The 21,829-nt window shown below is 44.3% G+C and carries 23 protein-coding genes; 17 read left to right on the top strand and 6 right to left on the bottom strand.

Annotated features, from left to right (window positions below):
• Positions 1 to 2: 2 nt before the first annotated feature.
• Positions 3 to 473 carry a hypothetical protein gene (locus HPS57_RS13300; RefSeq protein WP_172183924.1) on the top strand — a complete coding sequence of 157 codons (471 nt, stop codon included), beginning with the start codon at positions 3 to 5 and terminating at the stop codon, positions 471 to 473.
• Positions 474 to 542: 69 nt separating this feature from the next.
• The gene (locus tag HPS57_RS13305) at positions 543 to 965 is read left to right on the top strand and encodes an agmatine deiminase family protein (protein WP_369811548.1); all 423 of its coding nucleotides are present in this window, start codon (positions 543 to 545) and stop codon (positions 963 to 965) included.
• A gap of 215 nt (positions 966 to 1,180) precedes the next feature.
• Here the strand turns inward: HPS57_RS13305 and HPS57_RS13310 are convergent, their stop codons facing one another.
• Together HPS57_RS13310 and HPS57_RS13315 are read right to left on the bottom strand one after the other, a co-directional pair.
• Positions 1,181 to 1,669: a hypothetical protein gene (locus HPS57_RS13310; RefSeq protein ID WP_172183928.1), complete on the bottom strand. Its 489-nt coding sequence runs from the start codon at positions 1,667 to 1,669 to the stop codon at positions 1,181 to 1,183.
• 107 nt (positions 1,670 to 1,776) lie between these two features.
• Positions 1,777 to 2,397: a M23 family metallopeptidase gene (locus tag HPS57_RS13315; RefSeq protein ID WP_172183930.1), complete on the bottom strand. Its 621-nt coding sequence runs from the start codon at positions 2,395 to 2,397 to the stop codon at positions 1,777 to 1,779.
• 259 nt (positions 2,398 to 2,656) lie between these two features.
• Here HPS57_RS13315 and HPS57_RS13320 point away from each other — a divergent pair, with 259 nt between their 5' ends.
• The 15 genes from HPS57_RS13320 to HPS57_RS13390 all read left to right on the top strand — a co-directional run bounded on the left by HPS57_RS13320 (position 2,657) and on the right by HPS57_RS13390 (position 18,267).
• Entirely contained in the window at positions 2,657 to 3,409 is a 753-nt protein-coding gene (locus tag HPS57_RS13320; protein ID WP_172183932.1) for a DUF4099 domain-containing protein, read from the top strand.
• A gap of 31 nt (positions 3,410 to 3,440) precedes the next feature.
• On the top strand, positions 3,441 to 3,650 hold the full coding sequence (locus HPS57_RS13325) for a hypothetical protein (protein ID WP_172183934.1): 210 nt from the start codon (positions 3,441 to 3,443) through the stop codon (positions 3,648 to 3,650).
• Positions 3,651 to 3,685: 35 nt separating this feature from the next.
• A complete protein-coding gene (locus tag HPS57_RS13330) occupies positions 3,686 to 5,317 on the top strand; it encodes a hypothetical protein (RefSeq protein ID WP_172183936.1) in 1,632 nt (543 codons plus the stop codon).
• A gap of 22 nt (positions 5,318 to 5,339) precedes the next feature.
• Positions 5,340 to 6,812: a toprim domain-containing protein gene (locus HPS57_RS13335; protein ID WP_172183938.1), complete on the top strand. Its 1,473-nt coding sequence runs from the start codon at positions 5,340 to 5,342 to the stop codon at positions 6,810 to 6,812.
• A gap of 5 nt (positions 6,813 to 6,817) precedes the next feature.
• Positions 6,818 to 7,309, top strand: coding sequence for a PH domain-containing protein (locus tag HPS57_RS13340; RefSeq protein ID WP_172183940.1), 492 nt, complete (start codon positions 6,818 to 6,820; stop codon positions 7,307 to 7,309).
• Positions 7,290 to 8,003 carry a hypothetical protein gene (locus tag HPS57_RS13345; protein WP_172183942.1) on the top strand — a complete coding sequence of 238 codons (714 nt, stop codon included), beginning with the start codon at positions 7,290 to 7,292 and terminating at the stop codon, positions 8,001 to 8,003. The genes HPS57_RS13340 and HPS57_RS13345 overlap by 20 nt, the downstream gene beginning before the upstream one ends.
• Positions 8,004 to 8,141: 138 nt before the next feature.
• Positions 8,142 to 8,729, top strand: a complete 588-nt coding sequence (locus HPS57_RS13350) for a hypothetical protein (RefSeq protein ID WP_253946582.1) — start codon at positions 8,142 to 8,144, stop codon at positions 8,727 to 8,729.
• Between the two features lie 63 nt (positions 8,730 to 8,792).
• On the top strand, positions 8,793 to 9,443 hold the full coding sequence (locus HPS57_RS13355; protein WP_172183944.1) for a hypothetical protein: 651 nt from the start codon (positions 8,793 to 8,795) through the stop codon (positions 9,441 to 9,443).
• 53 nt (positions 9,444 to 9,496) lie between these two features.
• On the top strand, positions 9,497 to 10,345 hold the full coding sequence (locus HPS57_RS13360) for a M23 family metallopeptidase (protein ID WP_172183946.1): 849 nt from the start codon (positions 9,497 to 9,499) through the stop codon (positions 10,343 to 10,345).
• Between the two features lie 4 nt (positions 10,346 to 10,349).
• Positions 10,350 to 10,631, top strand: coding sequence for a hypothetical protein (locus tag HPS57_RS13365; protein WP_172184006.1), 282 nt, complete (start codon positions 10,350 to 10,352; stop codon positions 10,629 to 10,631).
• An 11-nt stretch (positions 10,632 to 10,642) separates the two neighbouring features.
• On the top strand, positions 10,643 to 12,037 hold the full coding sequence (locus HPS57_RS13370; RefSeq protein WP_172183948.1) for a hypothetical protein: 1,395 nt from the start codon (positions 10,643 to 10,645) through the stop codon (positions 12,035 to 12,037).
• A gap of 23 nt (positions 12,038 to 12,060) precedes the next feature.
• Positions 12,061 to 14,511: a MutS N-terminal domain-containing protein gene (locus HPS57_RS13375; protein ID WP_172183950.1), complete on the top strand. Its 2,451-nt coding sequence runs from the start codon at positions 12,061 to 12,063 to the stop codon at positions 14,509 to 14,511.
• A 12-nt stretch (positions 14,512 to 14,523) separates the two neighbouring features.
• A complete protein-coding gene (locus tag HPS57_RS13380) occupies positions 14,524 to 16,107 on the top strand; it encodes a glucosaminidase domain-containing protein (protein WP_172183953.1) in 1,584 nt (527 codons plus the stop codon).
• Between the two features lie 27 nt (positions 16,108 to 16,134).
• Positions 16,135 to 16,746, top strand: coding sequence for a hypothetical protein (locus tag HPS57_RS13385; protein WP_172183956.1), 612 nt, complete (start codon positions 16,135 to 16,137; stop codon positions 16,744 to 16,746).
• A 12-nt stretch (positions 16,747 to 16,758) separates the two neighbouring features.
• On the top strand, positions 16,759 to 18,267 hold the full coding sequence (locus tag HPS57_RS13390) for a zincin-like metallopeptidase domain-containing protein (RefSeq protein WP_172183958.1): 1,509 nt from the start codon (positions 16,759 to 16,761) through the stop codon (positions 18,265 to 18,267).
• A gap of 202 nt (positions 18,268 to 18,469) precedes the next feature.
• Here HPS57_RS13390 and HPS57_RS13395 read toward each other — a convergent pair whose 3' ends face one another.
• From HPS57_RS13395 to HPS57_RS13405, 4 genes are all read right to left on the bottom strand, one after another.
• Positions 18,470 to 19,693, bottom strand: a complete 1,224-nt coding sequence (locus HPS57_RS13395) for an OmpA family protein (RefSeq protein WP_253946576.1) — start codon at positions 19,691 to 19,693, stop codon at positions 18,470 to 18,472.
• A 169-nt stretch (positions 19,694 to 19,862) separates the two neighbouring features.
• Positions 19,863 to 20,927, bottom strand: coding sequence for a MobV family relaxase (mobV, locus tag HPS57_RS13400; RefSeq protein ID WP_253946577.1), 1,065 nt, complete (start codon positions 20,925 to 20,927; stop codon positions 19,863 to 19,865).
• Positions 20,928 to 21,320 (bottom strand): plasmid recombination protein, encoded by a 393-nt coding sequence (locus tag HPS57_RS14395; protein ID WP_253946578.1) that lies wholly within the window; start codon positions 21,318 to 21,320, stop codon positions 20,928 to 20,930.
• Positions 21,321 to 21,582: 262 nt separating this feature from the next.
• Positions 21,583 to 21,762 (bottom strand): hypothetical protein, encoded by a 180-nt coding sequence (locus HPS57_RS13405; protein ID WP_172183961.1) that lies wholly within the window; start codon positions 21,760 to 21,762, stop codon positions 21,583 to 21,585.
• Positions 21,763 to 21,829 lie beyond the last annotated feature (67 nt).

A 21,829-nucleotide genomic window follows, 5' to 3' on the forward strand; every position in this document is an offset into this window, starting at 1 on the left:
GTATGATGATCATATCAAAAGATAATTTTATAACTGATAGCATGACCAACATGGTTTGTTATTCCAGTCTTCTTCCAGCAGAGAGCAGCGGTTTGGACTCTCTGTTAAGAGAAAAGTTATATAGTGCTTTAAAAGAGTCTGTTAAGAACTTGAAACACTATGAACTGTATAATACTCGTGACATCTGGGCGAGAGATTACATGCCTGTGCAACTGACTAAAAATCTCTTTCTAAACTATACCTATAGTCCAGATTATCTAAGCGACCAGAAGACTTACATTACAAACTGGTTATTGCACAAAGTCCATACTCGAAAGGTAGAAAATTTGAATTTTGACATAATTACCATCCCTATAGTTCTTGATGGAGGTAATGTGATAAAGGCTATCGACAAGTTTGGCAAGCCGACAATCATTATGTGTAACAAAGTCTTGAATGAAAACAATATCTCAATAGAAGAACTTTCAGACTAGTGGAACCATTTTTTTGATAATCAGATTCGTCTTATCCTGATTGAATGGGAAGGGAAAGATGAGAATCCTATTGGACATGCAGATGGTATGATTAGATATATCTCGGAAGGTAAAGTCCTGATTACAAATTACTGTGATTTGGACGATGAAGAACGTCTAAGCGAACCTTTGAAAGCTTTCTTTGATATTGAACGTCTTCACTTCGGGGATATTGATGGAATCAAAGGAACCAAGATGTGGAGCCTCTTGAAATCTAAAAGCTGGGGCTACATTAATTTCCTGCAAGTTGGGAAACATATTATTGTACCCAAATTAGATTGGGAAGAACTCGACAAAGCTGCTATACACCAGATTCAGAAAGCGTTTGGTTCTTCTTATAAAGTTGAGCTTATTGATTGTGATATGACTCAAATTCTTGAGAATCCAGATGTAAGCACAAATAGTGGCGGTGGTCTAAACTGTCTGACATGGACATTGTTAAGTTCTGAATAACATATTTCATAAATAAATGGCTGCCTATACAAGTGTAGGCAGCCATTCACTTATTTACTTTGATGCTGCATTCAAGAGTTTATCAATGTTGAATGTGAACGTGTAATCATTCTGAACATTCTCAATCATGATAGGCATCATTATAGTCATAGTTTTACCGACAAGTGAAGATGCTCCTGCATTAAAATCTTCAGGAGTCTTATAAATACATGGAATCAGATAGTTTTCTCTCCAACCACCATATTGACCAGACACAAAATAGACATTCTCTGTAGGAAGAAGAATATCAGAAATGCTTGCACCCTTGGGAACAGTAGTTGCTGGCTGAGAATTATTCTCTCAGTATATTTTACACCTGCGTGCATAACTCGACCCACTTGACCTTTGGTGTCAACATAACTAATGTCATCCCAATTGATTTTGAGAGTATGGCCAGATTTGTTTTTGAGGGTAAAGTTGAATTGTTTTGAACCAACAAACCAAACGATGTCAATGTAATCGTCTTCATAACGGTACTTACTGACTCCTTCTTCATTGAAAGTCACAACCTTTGTTTCACCAAATTGTTGCTTTGCATCAGCAGGGCTCTCTACAGTACTAAGTCCAACAGAATAGCTGGCAACATAGCTTTTGAAAGCACCACAAGAAGTTAAGCAAAGAGCTCCACAAATGAGAGCAACAAAACTAAATCTCTTCATTTTCATATGTTTATTTAAATATAAAGTTTATTGTGGTGCAAAGGTAATAACTAAACAACTAAAAAGAATCAAACTACATTTACATGGACTAAGATGGATGACAATAAACCTAATTATACTTTTAAACTAAGCAAATATTTCACATACTCTAGAAGTATGACAGGGTCAAACGCCTTGCCATCCTTTTTTGTTGTCAGATGCAGATGGGGACCAGTTGACATACCAGAGTTGCCAGATAATCCTAGTGTTTCTCCTGCATTGACATACATACCTTTTGTTACCCAAAACGAAGATAGATGGCAATAACTAATAGTATAGGCACCTGTCCTTACCATCACAAACTTTCCAGAACGAAAGTCTTGTCCAACTCCAATAACCTCACCAGGAAACATAGAGAACACCTTTTCGTAATGAGCTGCGAAATCCACGCCATTGTGCATAATTGCTTTGTGCATCACTGGATGGTTACGCATTCCATACTTTGAATTGATTCGAATGCTTTTCAATGGAAATGAAGCATTCAGATGTGGATGAATCTCATGTGCTACTTTCTTGGGTAAAGAATCAGATTTCGCAATTGAGTCCACAGGAGCAATTTCATTTGTTTCTTGTGGATTTTTCTTTTTATAGACATGATGCTTCTTCACATATCCAATCGTGTTGAATTGGGCATGTGCAACAGACGAACAGAATATAAACGTCAGTATCAATATTGGCAACTTTATAGCTTTCATGCTACAAAGGTAATCAGACTCAACAGAACTATACGAAAAGAACTACAATTCCCTTCTCTATCTAACTTTATTTATGCTAATAGTATGATAATTGAAGAATAATCATACTTCTTTCATAACTATTTATAAAACTTCTACGATACTAAGGTGGCTCTTCTACATCTTCTGCATATACAATGTAATTTTGTTGTCGGATTGGCTTTACGAATTAATGTTTTCGTATAAGCCACCAGATATAAAACGTAAAAACAAAAAGCAAATGAATTACAATTTCGATGAGAACGAGATGCCTTACGACATCCTTGAACGTTTCGGACTCACTCAGGCAATGATTGATGATTTGCCCACCGATGTCCTTCAGAACATCCACAACGGACGCAAGTCTCCAGTCTTGCCAGTCCATATCACAGCCGACGATGGTGAAGAAGTCAAGGCACGAACTAGATTCAGCCTTGTGAGAACAGTCAAAGGTGGCGTTGATGTTCTCTTCTATCCACAGCTCGATGAGTTTGGTTTGAAACTCTTCAACGAGCTGCAGGAAAAGAATCTCCTCGCAGGAAAACCTATAGTCGGTCATCTGGAGAGCAACGAAGTTGGCAACGAACTCGGAATCAAGTGTTTCTTCCAGCTTGACCCTGAAAGCAAACAAGTACTTAGCGTACCCACACCTGTCATCGGCAGAAACATCCAATATGTAGCAGACCGTTACCGCCTCACTGGTACAGAAATGCAGAAGTTGCAAAATGGCGACGTTCTCACCATAATTGATGATGAGGAGGAACAGACCATCGGTATCGACCTTAACTCAAACACCGGCATCCGCTTCGCAGCAGGTAACGAACTTGTCTGGAAGCGAGAAGCAAAGCGTGACTGGGATAAATTCAACTTCGGCATCTTCGGTTGTTGGACAATGGACGAGAATGGCAATCTCGATTACATCCCAGAAGAGAACTATACCGAAGAGATGTGGAATGAGCAAAAGAAACTGGGTATGCGCATGATGCAGCGATAACCCAAAGTATTAACCAATAAAACAAGATTTCATGGCAAATGTAAAGTACTATCCAGAAGATGTGCTTGTGGAGAAATTCCAGAGCGGAGAATATGGCTGGCTTGACTACATCAACCATCACTCACCAGAATGGCAGGAAGAATACACCGCATACTGTAAAGAGAAGAACCTTGTAGTCAACGAGGAATCGGCAGAAGAATTTGTCGATTGGAAAGGTGAGCAGATTGAAGCTGGCGAATAAACACACTGTACACAACCAACAAAAAGCATTAGAATATGTCTATCAGATCAAATGCATTACCAGTAGGCAGAGACTTGGCTCCTGAATTACAAGCTATCCTTCGCAAGAATGGTATGCAAGCGCATATCATCAGACAAGGAGAAGGTTATCAGTTAGCCGTCCAAGGTCACGATTTACCTCTGCTCACATACGCCATCACGCCACAGCAGCATAGGGCATTGGTTGACTGGGGAGCTATCTCAGCTAACAAGCGAGCATACAACACAGTTGCAGAACTCGTAAAGAACGATTTCTACATGCCTCGTGACTTCGTTCATGCCAGAAACGCCAACGGTCGTGTTGCCATGGGACTTCACGGCTACCGTATAGGCGTTGGTGAATACGGCAGACTGCCATGGAACAGACGTTGCGCCCACATGATGATGGATCCGTATCATGGACGCTTCCTCGGTTGGACTCCACGATGTCAAGAAGGATTCCACATGCGGCGAGTCGGAGGAGCTATGTTTATGCAAGGTGCTCCTATCGTACCAGAACGTCCTGACGGCAGAATGAAACCAGGCGAAATGCAGAATGGTGGCTACGGCTTCTACTATAAAGGCGGTCAACAAAACATGGTACAGCAACCTTCGCAGGATGTGTTGGCAGACTTGCAATCTGTCATTACGCCAGTGGAAGTTCGTACACGCCCTAAAGAACCAGCCAAGCCATACAACGAACTTATCACCTTCAAGGTCTATTTCAGCAATGACAAGTGGCAGGAATGTCTGTCTTCCCACGGCATCATCGTTGATGCAGCCAACAAGACACTGACCATTCAGTCCTCTGCTACCAAGCAAGACTTTGTCTATGACCTCACCGAAGAGGAAGTAAAGAAGCTGACCAACAATTCCATCAAGGAAGTCCCCATCCAAAAGCGCATCGACATCATCAACAATGTCATAAAGAACGATTTTCAGGATAAGTTGACGATGGATATGCTCAATTCAAAAGAGCAAATCAGCCTGAAACTCAATTCAGAGGTGGAGGCAGAACTCTGTAATCGCCAACAAATGGTGCAAGAACAGTCAATAGCACTCGACAATGACCAGATAACTATCGAGCCAGAAGACCGTAGCGTAGCCCATGTTGACGGCAATAGCCTTTATGAACAGAACGAAAACAAGGGTTGGTTCCGTGAAGGCAAGCATGGCAGAGAAGTCCAGGTTGACGACATCAAGGTAGAGCCATTGCGTAATGAGCAAGGTGAGATTCAGAAAGACGAGAAAGGCAACGCCAAGTATCGCATGACAGCCGTCATCAACGGAGAAAGCATCAGCCATGAGATTACTCAAAAGCAGTACGACAAGTTCATGGCCATCGATGACTATCACCGTATGAAGCTCTTCTCACATATCTTCAAAGAAGTGGATATGAAAACCATCCCTGGAGAAGGAAAGAACATCGGTGCACAGATTGGAGGAGCCCTCCTTGCAGGACTTGCCGTTATGAGCGAACTGGGCAGAGACCGTCCTGCACCGGCAGTATTCGTAGAACACCATCATGCCCATGGACCACATGTATATTTCAAGGGCAGCGTTGATTCACCGCAAGACCTTGCTTCAAGAGCCTTTGATGCAGGACTCAATGCTGGAGAGCACGGTGTTGGCTTAGGTCATGGCAGATAAACAACAATAGAAATAAAATGAGATGACAGACGAACAGACATTTGCAGAATACAGAAACCGTATAAATATCAAGGAAGTATTGGAGGACGCAGGCTACACGTTTTACAAGCGTGATGGCTTGCGCTATCCTGCATATGTACGCCTGGACAGCGACGGAAAAAGAATCAGTGGTGACAAATACATTGTCATGCCCAACAAAAACTGCTGTTTCAAGCCGCCAACCATCAAGCTCTACTCTGTTACCTCCTTCATCTGGGAGCATCCAGACCTTTTCAAGGAGTACAAGTATGGCATGAAGGAATCAGCCCTTGTCCATAAAGTCTGCCAACGCCTGCTAAACATCCCGGTAGAACATCGGAGTCAGGACGTGCATAATCCTACTGTCAACAGCAAGCCATTTGACATCAATGACTACAAGATTGACCGTTTCAATCCCAAAGACTTCGAGTCACAGAAGCCGTTCTACGCATTCTTCAAGTCAAGAGGAATTGATTTCGCCACCCGTTGTGCTTTCCATCACAGCTTTTTCCTTGCGTCGAAAACCGCCAAAGATGGCAGCATATATAAGAATCTCTCCTTCCCTATGCACATTCCTGGGCAACCAGACAAATGTGTAGGCTTAGAGGAGAGAGGCTATCCTCGAAAGGATGGTTCTGCCCGAAAAGGCATGGCAACAGGTACAAACGCCAGTGAAGGTGTTTGGATAGCAAGTCCAAAGAACACCTCCCTCAAAGATGCGCAAAGAGTATATGTCTTTGAAAGTGCATACGATGCCATGGCATTTTACCAGCTTCAGATGCGCAAAGAATCCGGACTGGACAAGGAAGGACGACAAGATTTGAAAGCAGCGGTTTATGTCTCTACTGGAGGCAATCCAAGCTACGGACAGATACAAGGTCTATTGAAAGCAGCACCACAAGCCACCTTCCACCTCGGTTTTGACAGAGACATTGCAGGAAGGCAGTTTGTGGCAAACTTCATAGATATAGCCAACAAAAGGAGTATAGTGGCACCTGAGAATGTACCGAACGAAATGAGAGAGTTCATGGAAAGTTACGATAAACTACCAAAGACTACGAAAGAACTTTTGAATTTCGATGACGATAATTACGACTTGCTCCCCGATGACTTGCGAAAACTGTATCTCACATACGATAGTGCAAATGATTTGGCTTTGGAATATCACTACTCTCACTTCATCTGTAAAGAAGACAAGCAGGAAGCGGTGGACAAAATGCGTATCGCTTGGAAGGATTTCAAAGAAGCATTTCTGAATAAACTCCATCTGCAAGAAGGCCAAAACCTCGAAACTGTGAATGTTGTCCGTGAACTTCCGTCGCAAGACTACAAGGATTTCAACGATGAGCTGCTTGATAAGAAGCTATTCTCATCGACCGACGTAGTAGAAACGGCATTTGACGATGGCGGTGTTGACTTGACTTTTGAACGCCAAGAAGAGAATGAGGAAACCAAACGTCATGGATTTAAACGATAACGAATATGACAGACCCAATCAGAAGATTCAATATCATAACCATTCGCCCACATTGGGCACAGTATATCATCTCGCAAGGAATGTCGTTCATCATCTGTTGCGCCATGTTTCTTATTGCCGGTCACGACAGCATCACCTACAAGATGCCATTTGTGGCACTGGGAACCGTCATTATATGTTTCATGCTCTACGAATGTCTGTATCTCCACAAGCTAAGATACATCATCACCTCAGAGCAGCTCATTATCCAACATGGAGTATTGACCAGAACCAGTGACTACATCGAGCTGTACCGAATAGTGGATTTCAGCGAGAACCGTGGTATCATGGAGCAGTTCTTCGGATTGAAGACAGTCGGGATATTCAGTGGCGACCGTACCAATCCCCAACTGGACATCTATGGCGTAAAGGAAAAGTTAGACGTTGTGAAGATTATACGTGAACGAGTAGAATACAACAAAAGGAGGAAAGGCATATATGAAATCACTAACAGATAACAGAAGATGGGTGCTCGTATCAGCCATTGCATTAGCATTTTTGCTATTACCAGAGAGAGGTCATGCACAGATTGTTTCCAGCAACCCTTTGGAATATGTTGCCCTGGCAGAGGGTAACGAACTCATAAACGGCCAGATAAAGCATCAGATAGAAGACCAACAAAAGACAGCCCTCCTGCAGAATACCATCGCAGCCGAGTTTACCCAGATACATAAATGGGAAAAGAAGTACAACAACTATCTGAAAACAGCATCGGGCTATGCATCCACGCTGAAAGCCTGCACCTCGCTTTACGATGACGGCGTAAGAATCTTCATCAACTTGTGCCATCTGAAGAAAGCAATTGCTAACAATCCCCAAGGCGTTGTAGCCACTATGAACATGAACAATCTCTATATCGAGACAGCCACAGAACTTGTCACGGTATATACCACACTAAAGGATGCCATAGCCAAGGGTGGTAAAGAGAACATGCTCACGGGTGCAGAGCGAAGCAAGACCCTCTGGGAGTTGAATGACCGTCTCGCACAGTTCAACAAGAAACTCACAAGGCTAAGTCTAAGCATAAGATATTACACCATGGCAGATGTCTGGAACAATGTCACGGCAGGAATGCTCGACCGAAGCAATGCCGAGATAGCCGGTCAAGCACTGGGTAGATGGCGCAGATGTGCCAGAGTTGTAACACCATAAGAAAGAACTACTTTGAGGATAACATTTATGAAACGTTTCTATGCTCTCATACTACTTTTCTTTTTTCTCATCTTTCCCTTCGAGGGGGAGGGTGGTAGTTTTCTCCATGCTCAGGGAAACGACCCCGTGTTGGCAGGTATGATACTTCTCTATACCGACAAGGCAAAGAAAGAGTTGAAGCAGCAGGAAGAGATGATGCTCTTAGAGTCCACTGGGCATATATGGACAAAGGAAGAGGTGGAAGCAACAACCAACCTACATAAGGAGTTCAATAACTACCTTGACCAGTTCAACAGCATCATCAGTTATGCAGCACAAATCTATGGCTTCTATCACGAGATAGACCGTCTTGTGGCGCAACTTGGAACCTACAGCCATCAGCTCAGCCACCAAACGACCAATGCTCTGGCAGTAGCCCTTTCCTCCAATCGCAACAAACTCTATCGTGAGCTTATCATGAGTAGCGTGGAGATAGTCAATGACGTAAGGCAAGTATGCATCTCCAATACCAAAATGACCGAGAAACAACGTCTGGAAATAGTCTTTGGCATACGTCCAAAACTCAAGCAGATGAACCAAAAACTCAAACGGCTGATACGTGCTGTGAAGTACACCAGACTATCAGACGTATGGGCAGAAATAGACTACGGAGCCAGGACTGAGGCAGACAAACCTACTATTGTTCAGCGATGCAAAGAACGATGGCGAAGGAACGCAAGACCTTGAAGTAAAGATTCAATATAATCAGATAACAAATAATAGTACAATTATTTAGAAATAAAAAGCATTATGGGTTGGGGTTCATTTTTAAAATCAACTCTTCGATTAGGAGGAAGGATGACCAGTGCAACTGCACACACATTGGGCGGTGCGGTGCTTCATCCTCAACAGACCTTAAAAGGCGTTGGTACTGCCACAAAAAGCGCAGTGGTCGGAGGAAGTCTTGGTTACATAGGTTGGGAGAAACTCACCACAGACAAAAGCGTTGTTGGCATAGTCAGCGATGCCGTCATAGGAGAAGATACCACCAAGATGATTGGCGATACAGTAACAGGCATTGGTAATGGTGTAAAAGACCTGAAAGACTCTGTTACGGGGCTATCAGACAACGTAAATGGAGCTATCAGCAGCGTTGATTCAAAATGGAGCGGTATGTCAGGCTTCCTGCGAGCCATGTTCTCTGGACATGGTGGCGATATGTTTAGCAATTTCTTCAGCAATATAGGCAAAGGCAATGTATCTGGACTTAGCCTCATTGGGCTGGTCGTCTCCTCCCTACTTGTATTCGGTCGCTTCGGATGGTTAGGCAAAATAGCAGGAGCCGTTCTTGGCATGATGATGATTGGCAACAACGCTAATCTATCAAGTGTACTTGGTGGCAATAACAACCGGATGGCAAGCAACAATAAGGAAGAGGGAAAGCATCAAGAAGCTGAGTAAATAAATACTGTAAGCGGGCGAAGATAACGCACACTGTAACAAAGTGTTACATAATGCACTATACACAAGAAATGATACTGCAATCCGAGAGTGGCTATTGCATGCCATTCGAGGAAAGAAACGGAGAGGTGACCATGATTTTAGGCTACGGCAAGCAAAAGCATCCCCAAACCGCAGAACCGTTTTTCCATCATGGAGTTGACTTCAAAGTCAAGAACTACTTGCTCTCGGCAGTAGCCATGGGCAAGGTAACAGGCTTGGGCAACGATGCTATCCACGGCATCTATCAAGTAACCCGATATGGAGACTACGAAGTAACATACGCCCACCTTAGCAACGTATTTGCCAACTACGGCAAGGAGGTCAAGGCAGGGCAAGTCATAGCCGTCAGTGCCGACTCCCTCCATGTAGAAGTCAAGTACAAGGGCGAAGAACTCAATCCGTTGGAGTTCCTCACTATGATCTATAGCAATCTGAAAGTGATGGAACAGAACGGCAAGCCTGGTGCAGTGCCTCAGTTTGTAACATTGGATATGGATGTACATACCATGTATGACAAAGATCAGAAGGAAATTGAAAATCTGATGATGCGCTTCTTTCCAGACTACATGAGCGATATGAGTCAAGGAATCTATGCACTGCCAGAGCACACCGAACTTGCGCTACGCAATATCTTCACAATGTCGGCAATTAAGAATTACTTCTACGAAACCATACCGTCAATGGCCAACCCATTGGGCATGGGAACAAGAAGCATCCCTATAGCAGAACGAGTTCAGAATCTCCTTATAGGTGATTTTCTCAACTATCTCGCCTTGCGCCACCAGATTTTTCTGTCAAGCATGAGTGCCATCGAAAAAAAAAGCACAAGACCGGGCAATAGCGACGAGCGGTATAGTTGACCCTCTGGCAGAACTCGACATTGATGTGCAAAGCTTCGATATACCACGACTGGTAAGTGTCTATCCCGACAAATCAGGTCACAGATGGTGGACAAAGGCATGGTTCAACAATAGTGAGAAAGGCGAAGCTGCCATTGAGATAGAACGAAGTCTGGCTATCAAGTTCATCAACGACAACATCGAAAAGGATGAATGGTTGGAAGAGTACTTTCCAAAACAGATGGAAGTATATCACAACGCCATTGAGCAAACCAGAGAGCAAATACTCAATCAATTAAACTTGTAAACGAAAAAGCTATGGCAGAATCCGGTCAAGATAAGATTTTCAGAACAAAGGTCATTCCGATAATGAATAAAGTTCGGAGTGACCTACAGAACAAGCAAGCCGATGAGCTGAGAGAGCACTCCACCTCGTTTGCAGGCTTGATGGCAGCAGCCGCTGGTCCCGATGGAGGAATGACTTCCATTCAGGCACACAACGACACGCTCAGATATACTGGCAAATGGACTTCCAAGACCACAGAAGACTATATTGAGATGGTCAAGAAAGAGTTGAAGCGACAGCATATTATTGTCAACGCAGCCATGGAACAGAAGATGATCGACAAGATGATAAAGGACAAGATTCCGAAATCGTCCATCGACTACATCATGAGAAAGGCTGCAACAAGTACCATATTCTACCTACCGCAGGAAATGGCCAAGTCACCATTGGAACGCAAAATGGACGCAGAAGCAGAGAAACGTTACAATCCCTCTGCTTGGGAGAAAAACGCTGGCATAGCCATCGGTTCGGTCGCAGACCTTGCCTGTATGGGAGGATTTGGTGGAGGTTTGAAGACAGCAGCCACATGGGTTGGAAGCGACATGCTTGTCACTCATCTTGGTGAAAAACTAGAAGACCGCTCTGATGTTCCTCTGATTATCGCCCCTGGCAAAGAAGAATACAGACGAGCTCAGCAGGAAAAGAAGAAACAATCGGAACAGAAGCCCACGAAGGACAAGACACAAGCCGTTAAAGACATGCCACCAGAGGAGGCCCCCAAAGAAGAAATACAGCAATCTGACGACGAAGCCGAGAATACACAACCAGAGCAGACCAATATGGATGGCTGGCAGGGACTTCTAACATCTTTCGGACTGAATGGTATCAGCGACATCGGACACAACCTTGGCTATGTCTTGGCAATGCTCCCCGACATGCTCGTAGGCATGTTCACTGGCAAAACCAAGTCGATAAACATCAAGGACAACATGATGCCAATAGCAAGTATCGTAGCAGGAATGTTCGTCAGGAATCCAATACTCAAAATGGTACTCATCGGTATGGGAGGTATGAACCTCTTGAACAAAGCAGGACATGAATCCCTGGACAACTTCAAGGCGCAGGAACATCCTCAGGCAACGGATAGCAGAGTCAATTACCGCATTTATCCAGAAGAACCGCTGAATGTCCGCATCCAGAATCCAGAGATAAGAGCCAACTGTTTGATTGCAACCATAGACAGAGTGCCATGCACCATAGCTCTACCTGAAAAAGTCGTGGACGCTTACCGGCAAGGCGCATTACCTCTCAATACTCTTGCCAATGCTGTGCTGGCAAAGAATGACCAGATGCGACAGATAGCATCCGAGAAATACGAGGCTGGTGAACGGCAGACAATCGTCGAGAGACCACTTGCACAAAGATAACAGGATAACAAATAAATATATCTATGACAGAAAAGAATCAACAAGAAAAGATGGCAGCAGAACGTCAAGTTGAGTTATTCACCAATGCGTTCAAGAAAGCCAAAGAAAATAACGGTATATGGTTGACTAATGATGGTCGCAAAGCTCCTGCACTCTACCAGAAGCATTTGCAGGTATCAGCCTTCAATGCCATCGTCTTGGGAATGCACGCAGCCCAAAACAACTACAAAACCAACCAATATACGCTCTTTTCGGAAGCAAAGAAACGTGGCGAGTCTGTTCAATCAAAAGAAAAAGGAGTGCCATTTTTGTGGTACAACTGGAACGAATATGTCAACAAGCACAATCCTGAAGACAAAATCAGCCGTGCCGACTACCAGGCACTCCCTTCTGAGAAGCAAGCCGACTACAAAGGCATCAGGAGCCGTGAAGTACGTGCCTTATTCAACATCGAGCAGACAACCTTGCCAATGGTTGACAAGACCGCTTATGAAGCCACTGTTCAGGAACACGGCAGACTAAGCGACCGCAATGATGTCGAGTCTGCCTCCACCGCCATTCGCCAAGGCGTAGAAAATCTTTTGGACAAAGCACGTGAGAACATGGTCGAAATACGCAGCGACTCCACAGGTGTAGCACATTACGACAGCAAGAAAGACATTGTCTTCCTGCCAAAAGCATCATCCTACGAACACTATGAGGATTATGCCCGTGATGCCGTATCGCTACTTGTCACTGCTACCGGTCACGGGCAGCGACTGGCTCGTGAAGGCATGATAATAAAGAATGGCAAAGCATCAGCCGAAGATGCCATCAAGCAAGAACGTTTGATTACAGAAGTAGCCACCGCTGTAAAACTTCAGGAGTTAGGCGTTTCAGCCAAACTCTCACCAGAAAGCATGGTGATGACAGACTATTGGGCAAGAGAGCTGAAAGAAAACCCTTGTCTCATTGATATACTGGAGAGGGATGTCAACAATGCCGTCGATATGCTCCACAAGGCAGAACGTGGCGAAAAGATTGAATTGAACAGCAAGACTGCCAGAAATCAGGCAGATACCATTAAGAGCATCCTGCCCAAGCATTACTATGTAGCAGACGAAATCAGGAATCTTCCCAACAAGTCCACGAAAGAGTTTGTCATCGTAAAAGACGCAGATGGTAAAATGGCAGATGTTGTACTTCCCGAAGGTGCGTCTTTAGGCTTTGACAGCGACATTCCTGGTATGAGAAAAGACCGTATCGAGCACGCTTTGCAAAAAGAAGGCTATGATACCGTCACATTCTATAATGTCGATGGTTCCATGGGCTACCGACCCGACGATAGCTTCTTTGACGGGAAAGCAGTTTCTGTAGCTCGACTCAACAAATGGAATTTGGAAACAATCACACTCCTCGATGTATCAGATGCAGTGAGACGCTCCGGTGCTGTGGATTTTGATAAGGTACTGATGCTACGTGATGATAATGGCAAATGGGCACTCTACCTGAAAGCTGAGAATGAGAGAGCCTTCTGCGTCTATCCCGATAAGGCAGATGTCAATCTGTTCTTCACCACAGTCAAGCAAGGTGATGAAGAAGTCTCAGACACCATGCGCCAAGACATGGCACAGAAATACTACATGGAAGCTTCCAATAAGCCGGAAATGAAGGTTGACCTCTTCAAGAGCAACGTTCCTGCCGAAGAGGTGGAGAAAATCCAGCGTGTCAACATCTTCAAAACCAAAGAGACGGAGAATCAGCCAAGTGTCATCCTCTGTATGCCTACAGTAAATGGAGAAAAGCTCAAACCTCGTGAGATTTCACCGTCACAGTGGCAACGTATGTGGCTTGCAGAGAATATGCAGGACTACAAAAAATATCTTGCAGCCAGCCTTTTTGCCGATGTTCTACGCAAAGACCGCACAGATGCGGTAGCCGTAGGCACTGAAAAATCAGAGCAGGAAGCGCAGAGCAATGAAGTCAAGCAGAATACCACTCAACAGGAGGAAGACAAGACCGTGGAGGAACAGAAAGAGGAAACTCCAGAAAATAAAGAACAGAAGCAGAAGGAAGAAAAGGCAAAGGAAGAGAAGACTAAAGCCGAGACAAAGGCAGCTGCAGTGGTCGCCATAAGTCCGATGTTAAAACAATTCTATGACCTCAAAGCCAAACATCCCGATGCTGTGTTGCTATTCCGTTGTGGTGATTTCTATGAAACCTATTGTCAGGATGCAGAGAAAGCTTCAAAAATTCTGGGCATCACACTAACCAAAAGTTCCCGAACCAAGGATGCAGACGGCAAGCCTCTGGCTATGGCAGGGTTCCCATATCACGCTCTTGACACCTATTTGCCAAAACTCATCCGTGAAGGTGAACGTGTTGGCATCTGCGACCAGTTGGAATCTCCCAAACGCAACAAAGAGGAAGCATCTCCCTCAAAGGAAGAAAAACCTCACCAAGAACAGAAAAATTCATCAGGAATGCATAGATAACATGTAAAGATCATGTCCAAAAACCAAGAATATGTAAAACAATATGCAGAGTATGCCATGGAGCAAATGCGCAGATATGGCATACCTGCTTCTGTCACACTTGCTCAAGGCATTTGTGAGAGCGCAAGCGGACAGAGTGAATTATCACGAAAGGGAAACAATCATTTCGGCATCAAGGCTACCTCTGGTTGGATTCAGAACGGTGGGAAGTACCTGGTATATACCGATGACCGCCCCAATGAGAAATTCTGTCAATATGCCTCTGTCGGCGACTCGTATGAACATCATTCCCAGTTCCTGAAAGGTAACAAGCGATACAGTTCACTCTTCAAACTATCTCCCGATGACTACAAGGGATGGACTAAAGGACTGCAAAACTCCGGTTATGCCTCAAACAAGAAGTACGCTTCAAGTCTTCAAAGCATCATCGAAAAGAACAACCTGCAGAAGTATGACCAGATGGTCATGCAGGAAATGAAAGCACAAGGCAAGACCTTTGGCACAGAAACAAATCCTCGTCACAATACAGACCTAAATGCTTCTGCACCTGCATCAATAGTTTCAGATGAGCAGAACTACTCTTATCCATTGAAACGCAATGAGTTCATGCTTGTCACATCGCCATTTGGAACAAGAAAAGACCCAATCAATCCAGGTACTACACAGATGCACAAAGGCATTGATATACGAGCCAAACATGACGATGTACTGGCAACGGAAGACAATGCTAAGGTAACAAAAGTCAACAACAATCCTAATACTGCAGGTGGTCTTTCTGTCACCGTTGAGTACAACAGAAACGATGGCAGCAAGTACCAATGCACCTATATGCACCTGAGTAGTATTGCCGTCAAAGTCGGTGACAATGTCAACGCTGGTCAGCGCTTGGGCGTAACAGGTAATACTGGCACCAGAACTACTGGAGAGCATCTGCATTTTGGAGTAAAAAGCGTCTCTACGGACGGAACAGCACGAGACATTGACCCAGCTGCTTATCTCGCAGAAATCTCACAAAAAGGCAACATCCAGTTGCAGACACTACACAATGGCAAGGACATCACCGCCCAATATAAGGTGAACAATCCAACCTCCGAAAAGCCCGAAGTACAACAGAGTCCGGAAGATTGGATGAAGAAGCTACTTTCGTCTGAGGATAGTGGTGTGAGTATGCCAAGTGGTGACCCTATCATAGATATGGCTATGACCATGTTCTCGTCCCTTATGGTTCTTGCATTACAGATAGACAACAAGAGCAAAGAAGAGAAAATGCAGCAAGTGACCGATGCGGTTGTAAGCAAAACCATCGACCTCTCGTCGCTCCTTCCCTCTTATAAAACTTGTTCCATTAACATTCAAGATGGGAAGCCAGCTCTCCATGTAGATAACGGAACCATTCAGTTTACAAGGGAACTCACCAATGCAGAATTGGCAAAGCTTCGGCAGACACTTAGCAATGCCAGTCTTAGTGATGATGACAAGCGACGAGGTGTTGCTTCTATCATACAAGCTGCAGTGGTATCACAGCAGATGTCCCAGAACTATCAAAAAGGAATGGACAATCAGCAAGACAGACAAGAATCTGTTCAAATCAAATAAAGAAGTAAAACAATAAATGCGTTTATTATGATCAAATGTAATGTAACCGTATGTGGCACCATATCTCGCCAAGCGCAGATGCGTGCCAACAAAGAAGGCAAGCAGTTTATCTCTTTCGGTATCAGTGTGGTGATTCCTGCCAAGTCTGGTATCAATCAGACTGTAGAAATCAGCGTTGCCAAAGATGGTAATAACCAAGCAGAACTGGTCAACTATCCTGTAGGTTCTCGTGTAGAGGTGGCAGGAGTTCTGCAATTCCACAAGAAGGGAGAAGTGCTTTATCTTAATCTCTCTGCTTCAGGAGTAAACAGTTTCAATGCAGGAAACCAGGATGCCATTACTGGTAGCATCGAGTTCCGAGGAACAATCGGCAAACAAGTTGAAGTAAAAACCGACAAGAAGGGCAAGCCGTACACCATGTTCTCAGCCTATAGTAGCGAGAAGGACGGAGAAAACTATTCCTACACTTGGGTTCGTTTTATGCAATTCGATGCACAAAAGGCTGATTGGGTGCAGGCTAAGGCAGGTATCAATGCCAAAGGAGATTTGCAGGTTGGAGCCTACAATGACCGCTTAGACCTTACTTGTCGTATCACCGAGCTTACTCCATGGGAGAAGAAAAAAACATCCACAAACTAAAAGTAAATAATTATGGCTGATTACAAGAAATATAATTCTGATGGCCGTAGTAGTGAAGACAAGGCTCTGGATAAGTTTGCAGAGATGATGATCGAGAAGATTAACACATTGCAGAATGACTGGAAAAAGCCTTGGTTCACCGAAGGTACCTTGTCGTGGCCAAAGAACCTATCTGGACGTGAGTATAATGGTATGAATGCCCTTATGCTCATGATGCACTGTGAGAAGCAGGGATATAAACTGCCAGTGTTCTGCACCTTTGACAGGGTAGTAGGCTTGAACTTCACCAAGAACAAACAAGGCAGTAAGCAGCAGGTCAAGGACAACAATGGCGAGGCTCTACCGCAGGTGACAATCCTTAAAGGAGAGAAGAGTTTCCCCGTCTTTATCACGACCTTTACCGTCGTTGACAAAGAGACGAAGGAACGCATCAAGTACGATGACTACAGGCAGATGTCGGAAGAACGACGCAAAGAGTACAACGTATATCCCAAATTGCATGTTTACAACGTATTCAATGTTGCACAAACCAATCTGCAAGAGGCTCGCCCCGAACTCTATAAGAAGCTGGAGGAAGCAGCAGGACTGAAACGTCCTATGCAACATGGAGATGACTTCTCATTCCCTGCAATGGACAAGATGATAAAGGAAAACGAATGGATTTGTCCTATCAAGCCTGTCTATGGTGATAATGCTTATTATAGCATATCAAAGAATGAGATTGTCATTCCAGAGAAGCAACAGTTCAAGGATGGAGAGTCATTCTACACCAATCTGGGGCATGAAATGGCTCATTCTACGGGCGCAGAGGACCAGTTGGCAAGACTAAAACCAGCATCATTCGGAAGTGCAGAATATGCTCGTGAGGAACTTGTAGCAGAACTCAGTGCAGCTTTGGTTGCACAGCGTTACGGCATGACCAAGCATTTGAAGGAAGATAGTGCCAGTTATCTCAAAAGTTGGTTGGACAGCTTGAAGGAGTCACCGGAGTTCATCAAGACGACACTTACTGACGTAAAGAAGGCTTCGCACATGATTACTCAACGTATTGATGCCATGCAGCTTAAAATAGACCAAGAACGGGGTTATGAGGCAGTACAGACGCAAGGGAAGGCACCGACTATGTATTATGCTTCAGTGGCGTATCTCCAGAGTACCGATGCTACAGATCGTCTCGACAACCTCAAAAATGATGGTGACTATGGCACTCTGCTCACAGAGGCAAAGGAGTACGATCAGGGAGAGGCTCCAGACCTTTCTAAGGTTAATCTCTCACCAACCAAGTACCGTGGTGATGATTTAGTTATCGAGGACGAGCATTATGCCGTGGTATATAATCCAACAGTTGGAGGTACATACGATGTGATGCGTAAGGTAACGGCAGAGGACATAAAGGATAACATCATCCGCTACGGTCTTCCTGAGGATGCTACGGACGATGTGAAGGAAGTTGCCAAACAAATGCAAAAAGAAGAGATAGTGGTTCAGGAAGAAGAGCAGCACTACCATCGAGGACGTTAAATTATTGATTTCTATTAAAGGCAGTCGCAATGTTGACTGCCTTTTTTTTGATTTTAATAATTCTCCCCAAAAAGAAAAAGGTACCGACTCTCACGAGCAGGTACCAAAATTGACATAGTTTGTCGTATGAATAATTTGTTATACACTATGATAAAAGTTAATGTGTACATGTAAACATGTATTCACGTACACACTTTCCACCTTATTTTAATAAAATAACCGTAGTAAATCGATTTGCCTCGTTAGCTTCGTATTTGTCTATACCGCCATAGTTAAAAGCTTGAATCTGGCATTTATCTACACCTCGCTTCACAAGAGCCTTGGCTATGTACTTGGCACGTCGCTTACCTAAATCATGGTTGCCTAACTGGGTTCCTGTGGCACTGTCAGCTGCACCAGATATTTTTATCCTCAGATTTTCCTCCTTAGCAATCTTAGCTATGTCATCAAGATTCACGAGCTGTGACTCATCAACCAATTTGTCAGAATTGAGTTTGAAGAAGAAATACACCGGCACGCCAACACAAACTTTCAAGTGGTCAGAATATGCAAGGGAGTCTGGGCGATTGCCATTGGTATTGCTTAATGCGTTGCCATCTTCTCCACCAACGGCATTATGGTCGTTTGTTCCACTATTGCCAGACATCGAAAGACGAGCACGAAGTGAGTTAAGTTCACTATAGCTATTCTTGGGATAAATGGTCTTGCCATCATCATTTCCTGCGAGTCGCTTTTCCAAGTGGACATTCTTGTCTTTCACATAAGCCAAGTATTCTTTGAGATAGGTGTTCTGTTCGATATAAGGAGTCGCATCAACGACACGCTTCCATCCTGTCTTACCTATAGTAAATGACAAACCTGCAGATATGGAAATCATATTATCCCCGAATTTCGTAGAGCTGCCTATACCGTCAAAGTTCTTTGCTGTCAGCATTCCACTTACTTCACCAATAATATTGACTCGGTCGCTTATACGATAACGTGCTTCCACGCCATAGGTAAAGGCAAACGGATGACTGCCACTTGAACCTCCTTGGCAGGTACAGTGATTTATCCAGTCTGAATTATGAACCATTCCTATACCCACAAATGGAATCACATCCCAAAGAGGGATTCCGCTCTCGTTCTGACGGAAGCCAGATGTTACGTTATACAGAAAGTCTGCATGAACAAACTGATACTTCATTGTATTGAACTCTGCGTTCTTGAATGTGAGTCCTTGATAACCTATTCGTCCACCGATTGCGGGCGTGAACCATTTGCCGACTCCAATCTGCAAGACAGGAGTGATTCTGTCGAACACGTCACCGCAACCAATGGGCGACCCAAGAAAAGCTGAAGCTCCGCCCTTTGCTTCAATAAACCAATTTCTACCCCAGTTGGCTGCTTCGCTTACATTCTTGAGATATGTAGGATTCACAGGCATGAGCATCCGCTCCTGACTGTATGTTTTCTGAATATAAATCAGAACTCTGTCTGGCTGTTTGTGCCGAAGCTGTCATTGCAGCCAGGCACATCATTGATATTGATAATATTTTCTTTCTCATGTTGTTGTCTTTGATGATTGATTACTTACGTAAACAAATGAGCGTGTATTACATCCTCTTTCTACGACCAACCGAAGGAGCGCACATCTTGCGTGCCATTGCCAGGCATCTTCTTGCCCACTCCCGATCGTCTTCATCTTCTCGCTTGCCCCATCCAGAACCTGGGCTTCCTCCACCTCCACCATTTGACTGTGCGATAGTAGTGGCATCATCCACATAGCCGCAGATAAGACTGAGGGCTACCTTAATAATATGGTTACCGTCCTCGGCTAACTGACTGAGCAATGTTCCGTCGAAGTCGTGTTTTACGTTCTCTGGTAGATGTGGAAAACGGGAGGCAAACTCATAAGCCATAGTATCGAGCATGACACCATTCAGATGGTAGCTCATGTTGTGAGCCCATGAGAGTTCAGACTTATTGGCTTTGTCTTCCAGTTCATCGGCTTGCTTTTCAATCTCTTCCTTGTCCTTACGGAGAGTGTCAAGCAACTGGTTGGTCTCGTCAAGTTTCCTTTCTTTGTCTGCCAGTTTCGTCTCCACCAGAGCCTTCTGCTGTTCAAGACCCTGTATCTTACGTGCGATGTCGGCGCTGATGGTATCACCGTTTGCTTGTAATGCTCGCAGCGGTTTGAGTTCTGCCTCCAAGCGGCCAATCTCAGCCTTTAGATTATCTATCATAGAGGTAAAAGCCTTCTGCTTTTTCTGAGCGATGGACAGTTCCACGTTCAGGTCTTCAAGGGCTTTTCTGGTGTTGAACATCTGGGCTTCGAGTGTCACACACTCATTGGCAAGCCAACGTCGATATTCTTCTGTAGAGCGATGCCGAGCACCACTCTCTGTTATCGACACCCCTCTTGTGAGTCCCCATTTTTCATTTACCTTAGCTAGTTCGTCATGCAGAGCAAGCAGATAGTTTTTGTAGTCCAAGCGGTTCTGCCCATGAAAGATTTTTTTGAAAGCGAACTTATTTTCTTTATCTATTGGCAGGAGCGCACAGTGGACGTGCGGATTCTTTTCGTCGCAGTGAACGATAAAGGAGACGATATTTTCTTCTCCATATTTATCGGCTACAAAGCGATAGATGTCCTTTGCCCATTGCTCTATTTCTGGCATTCATCTGATATGCCCATTGCCATTCTTACTTTCAAAATCCACCTCTTGATTGCCAAAGGCAAACTCACGCATTCGCTCCGTCGAGCCTCCAAAGATGAAATTCACTACTGTACGAAAGCGAGGCTCTGCAAGTCCCTCGTTGGGGTCTTTTATGCCACGTGACGCAAGATTTTCTGCCATGCGTTTTGTAAGTGAATGATTCTTATCTATTGGAGTCACTATGCCACCTTTCTGTATTTCAAAATTTAGATGCTCACGGCTCCGGTCATAGTTGCCTTCACGCATAGCTTGATCCCATCCTTTGTCTGTCCAGTCTCTCAGTTCTTCGTTGCCTATCTGTGAGATACCTTTCGTGACCTTGATGTCCATGACCTGTTTCGATGTTGTACCCATATAGTTTTTCTTTGTTTTAGTCCTTACTCCGATAGCCTTTTTCAGTCTTAAAGCCAAGAGGAAATCTGACCCAGCTTGCTGTTTATCTGGTCAGCCTTCCCGACTACTTCAGTAGGTCGGGGTATTAGGCTTCCCAAGACTGAAAAAAAGTGGCACGTGCAAGCACGCTGCCTCACGTTGCTTGTAATTATCTAGCGAAGCGTAGAAAAGCGTTATAATCGCAATCTGCGTGCCTGGCATGGAATAAGGAGGGTTGTTACTATTAGAGTTCAGTAGAGGAAGAGTCCGTAGGTGATATGTCTTCGGATGGCTCCTTGGGCTTTGTAGAAGGACGAGGAGGGTTATCGTAATAGGTGCTGCCGACATCGGAGATGTAGTGCTCGAAGATGCAATCCAAGAGAATTATCTCAGCCTTAGAATATCGGGTAGCTACAACGTCCATATAACTTGGCTTGGTGTTGCCACTAATGGCCTTAGCCAAAATGCCAAGTGCGTCAATCACCTTGTGC

The sequence above is a fragment of the Palleniella intestinalis genome (assembly GCF_013166595.1).
Classification (GTDB): Bacteria; Bacteroidota; Bacteroidia; order Bacteroidales; family Bacteroidaceae; genus Prevotella; species Prevotella intestinalis.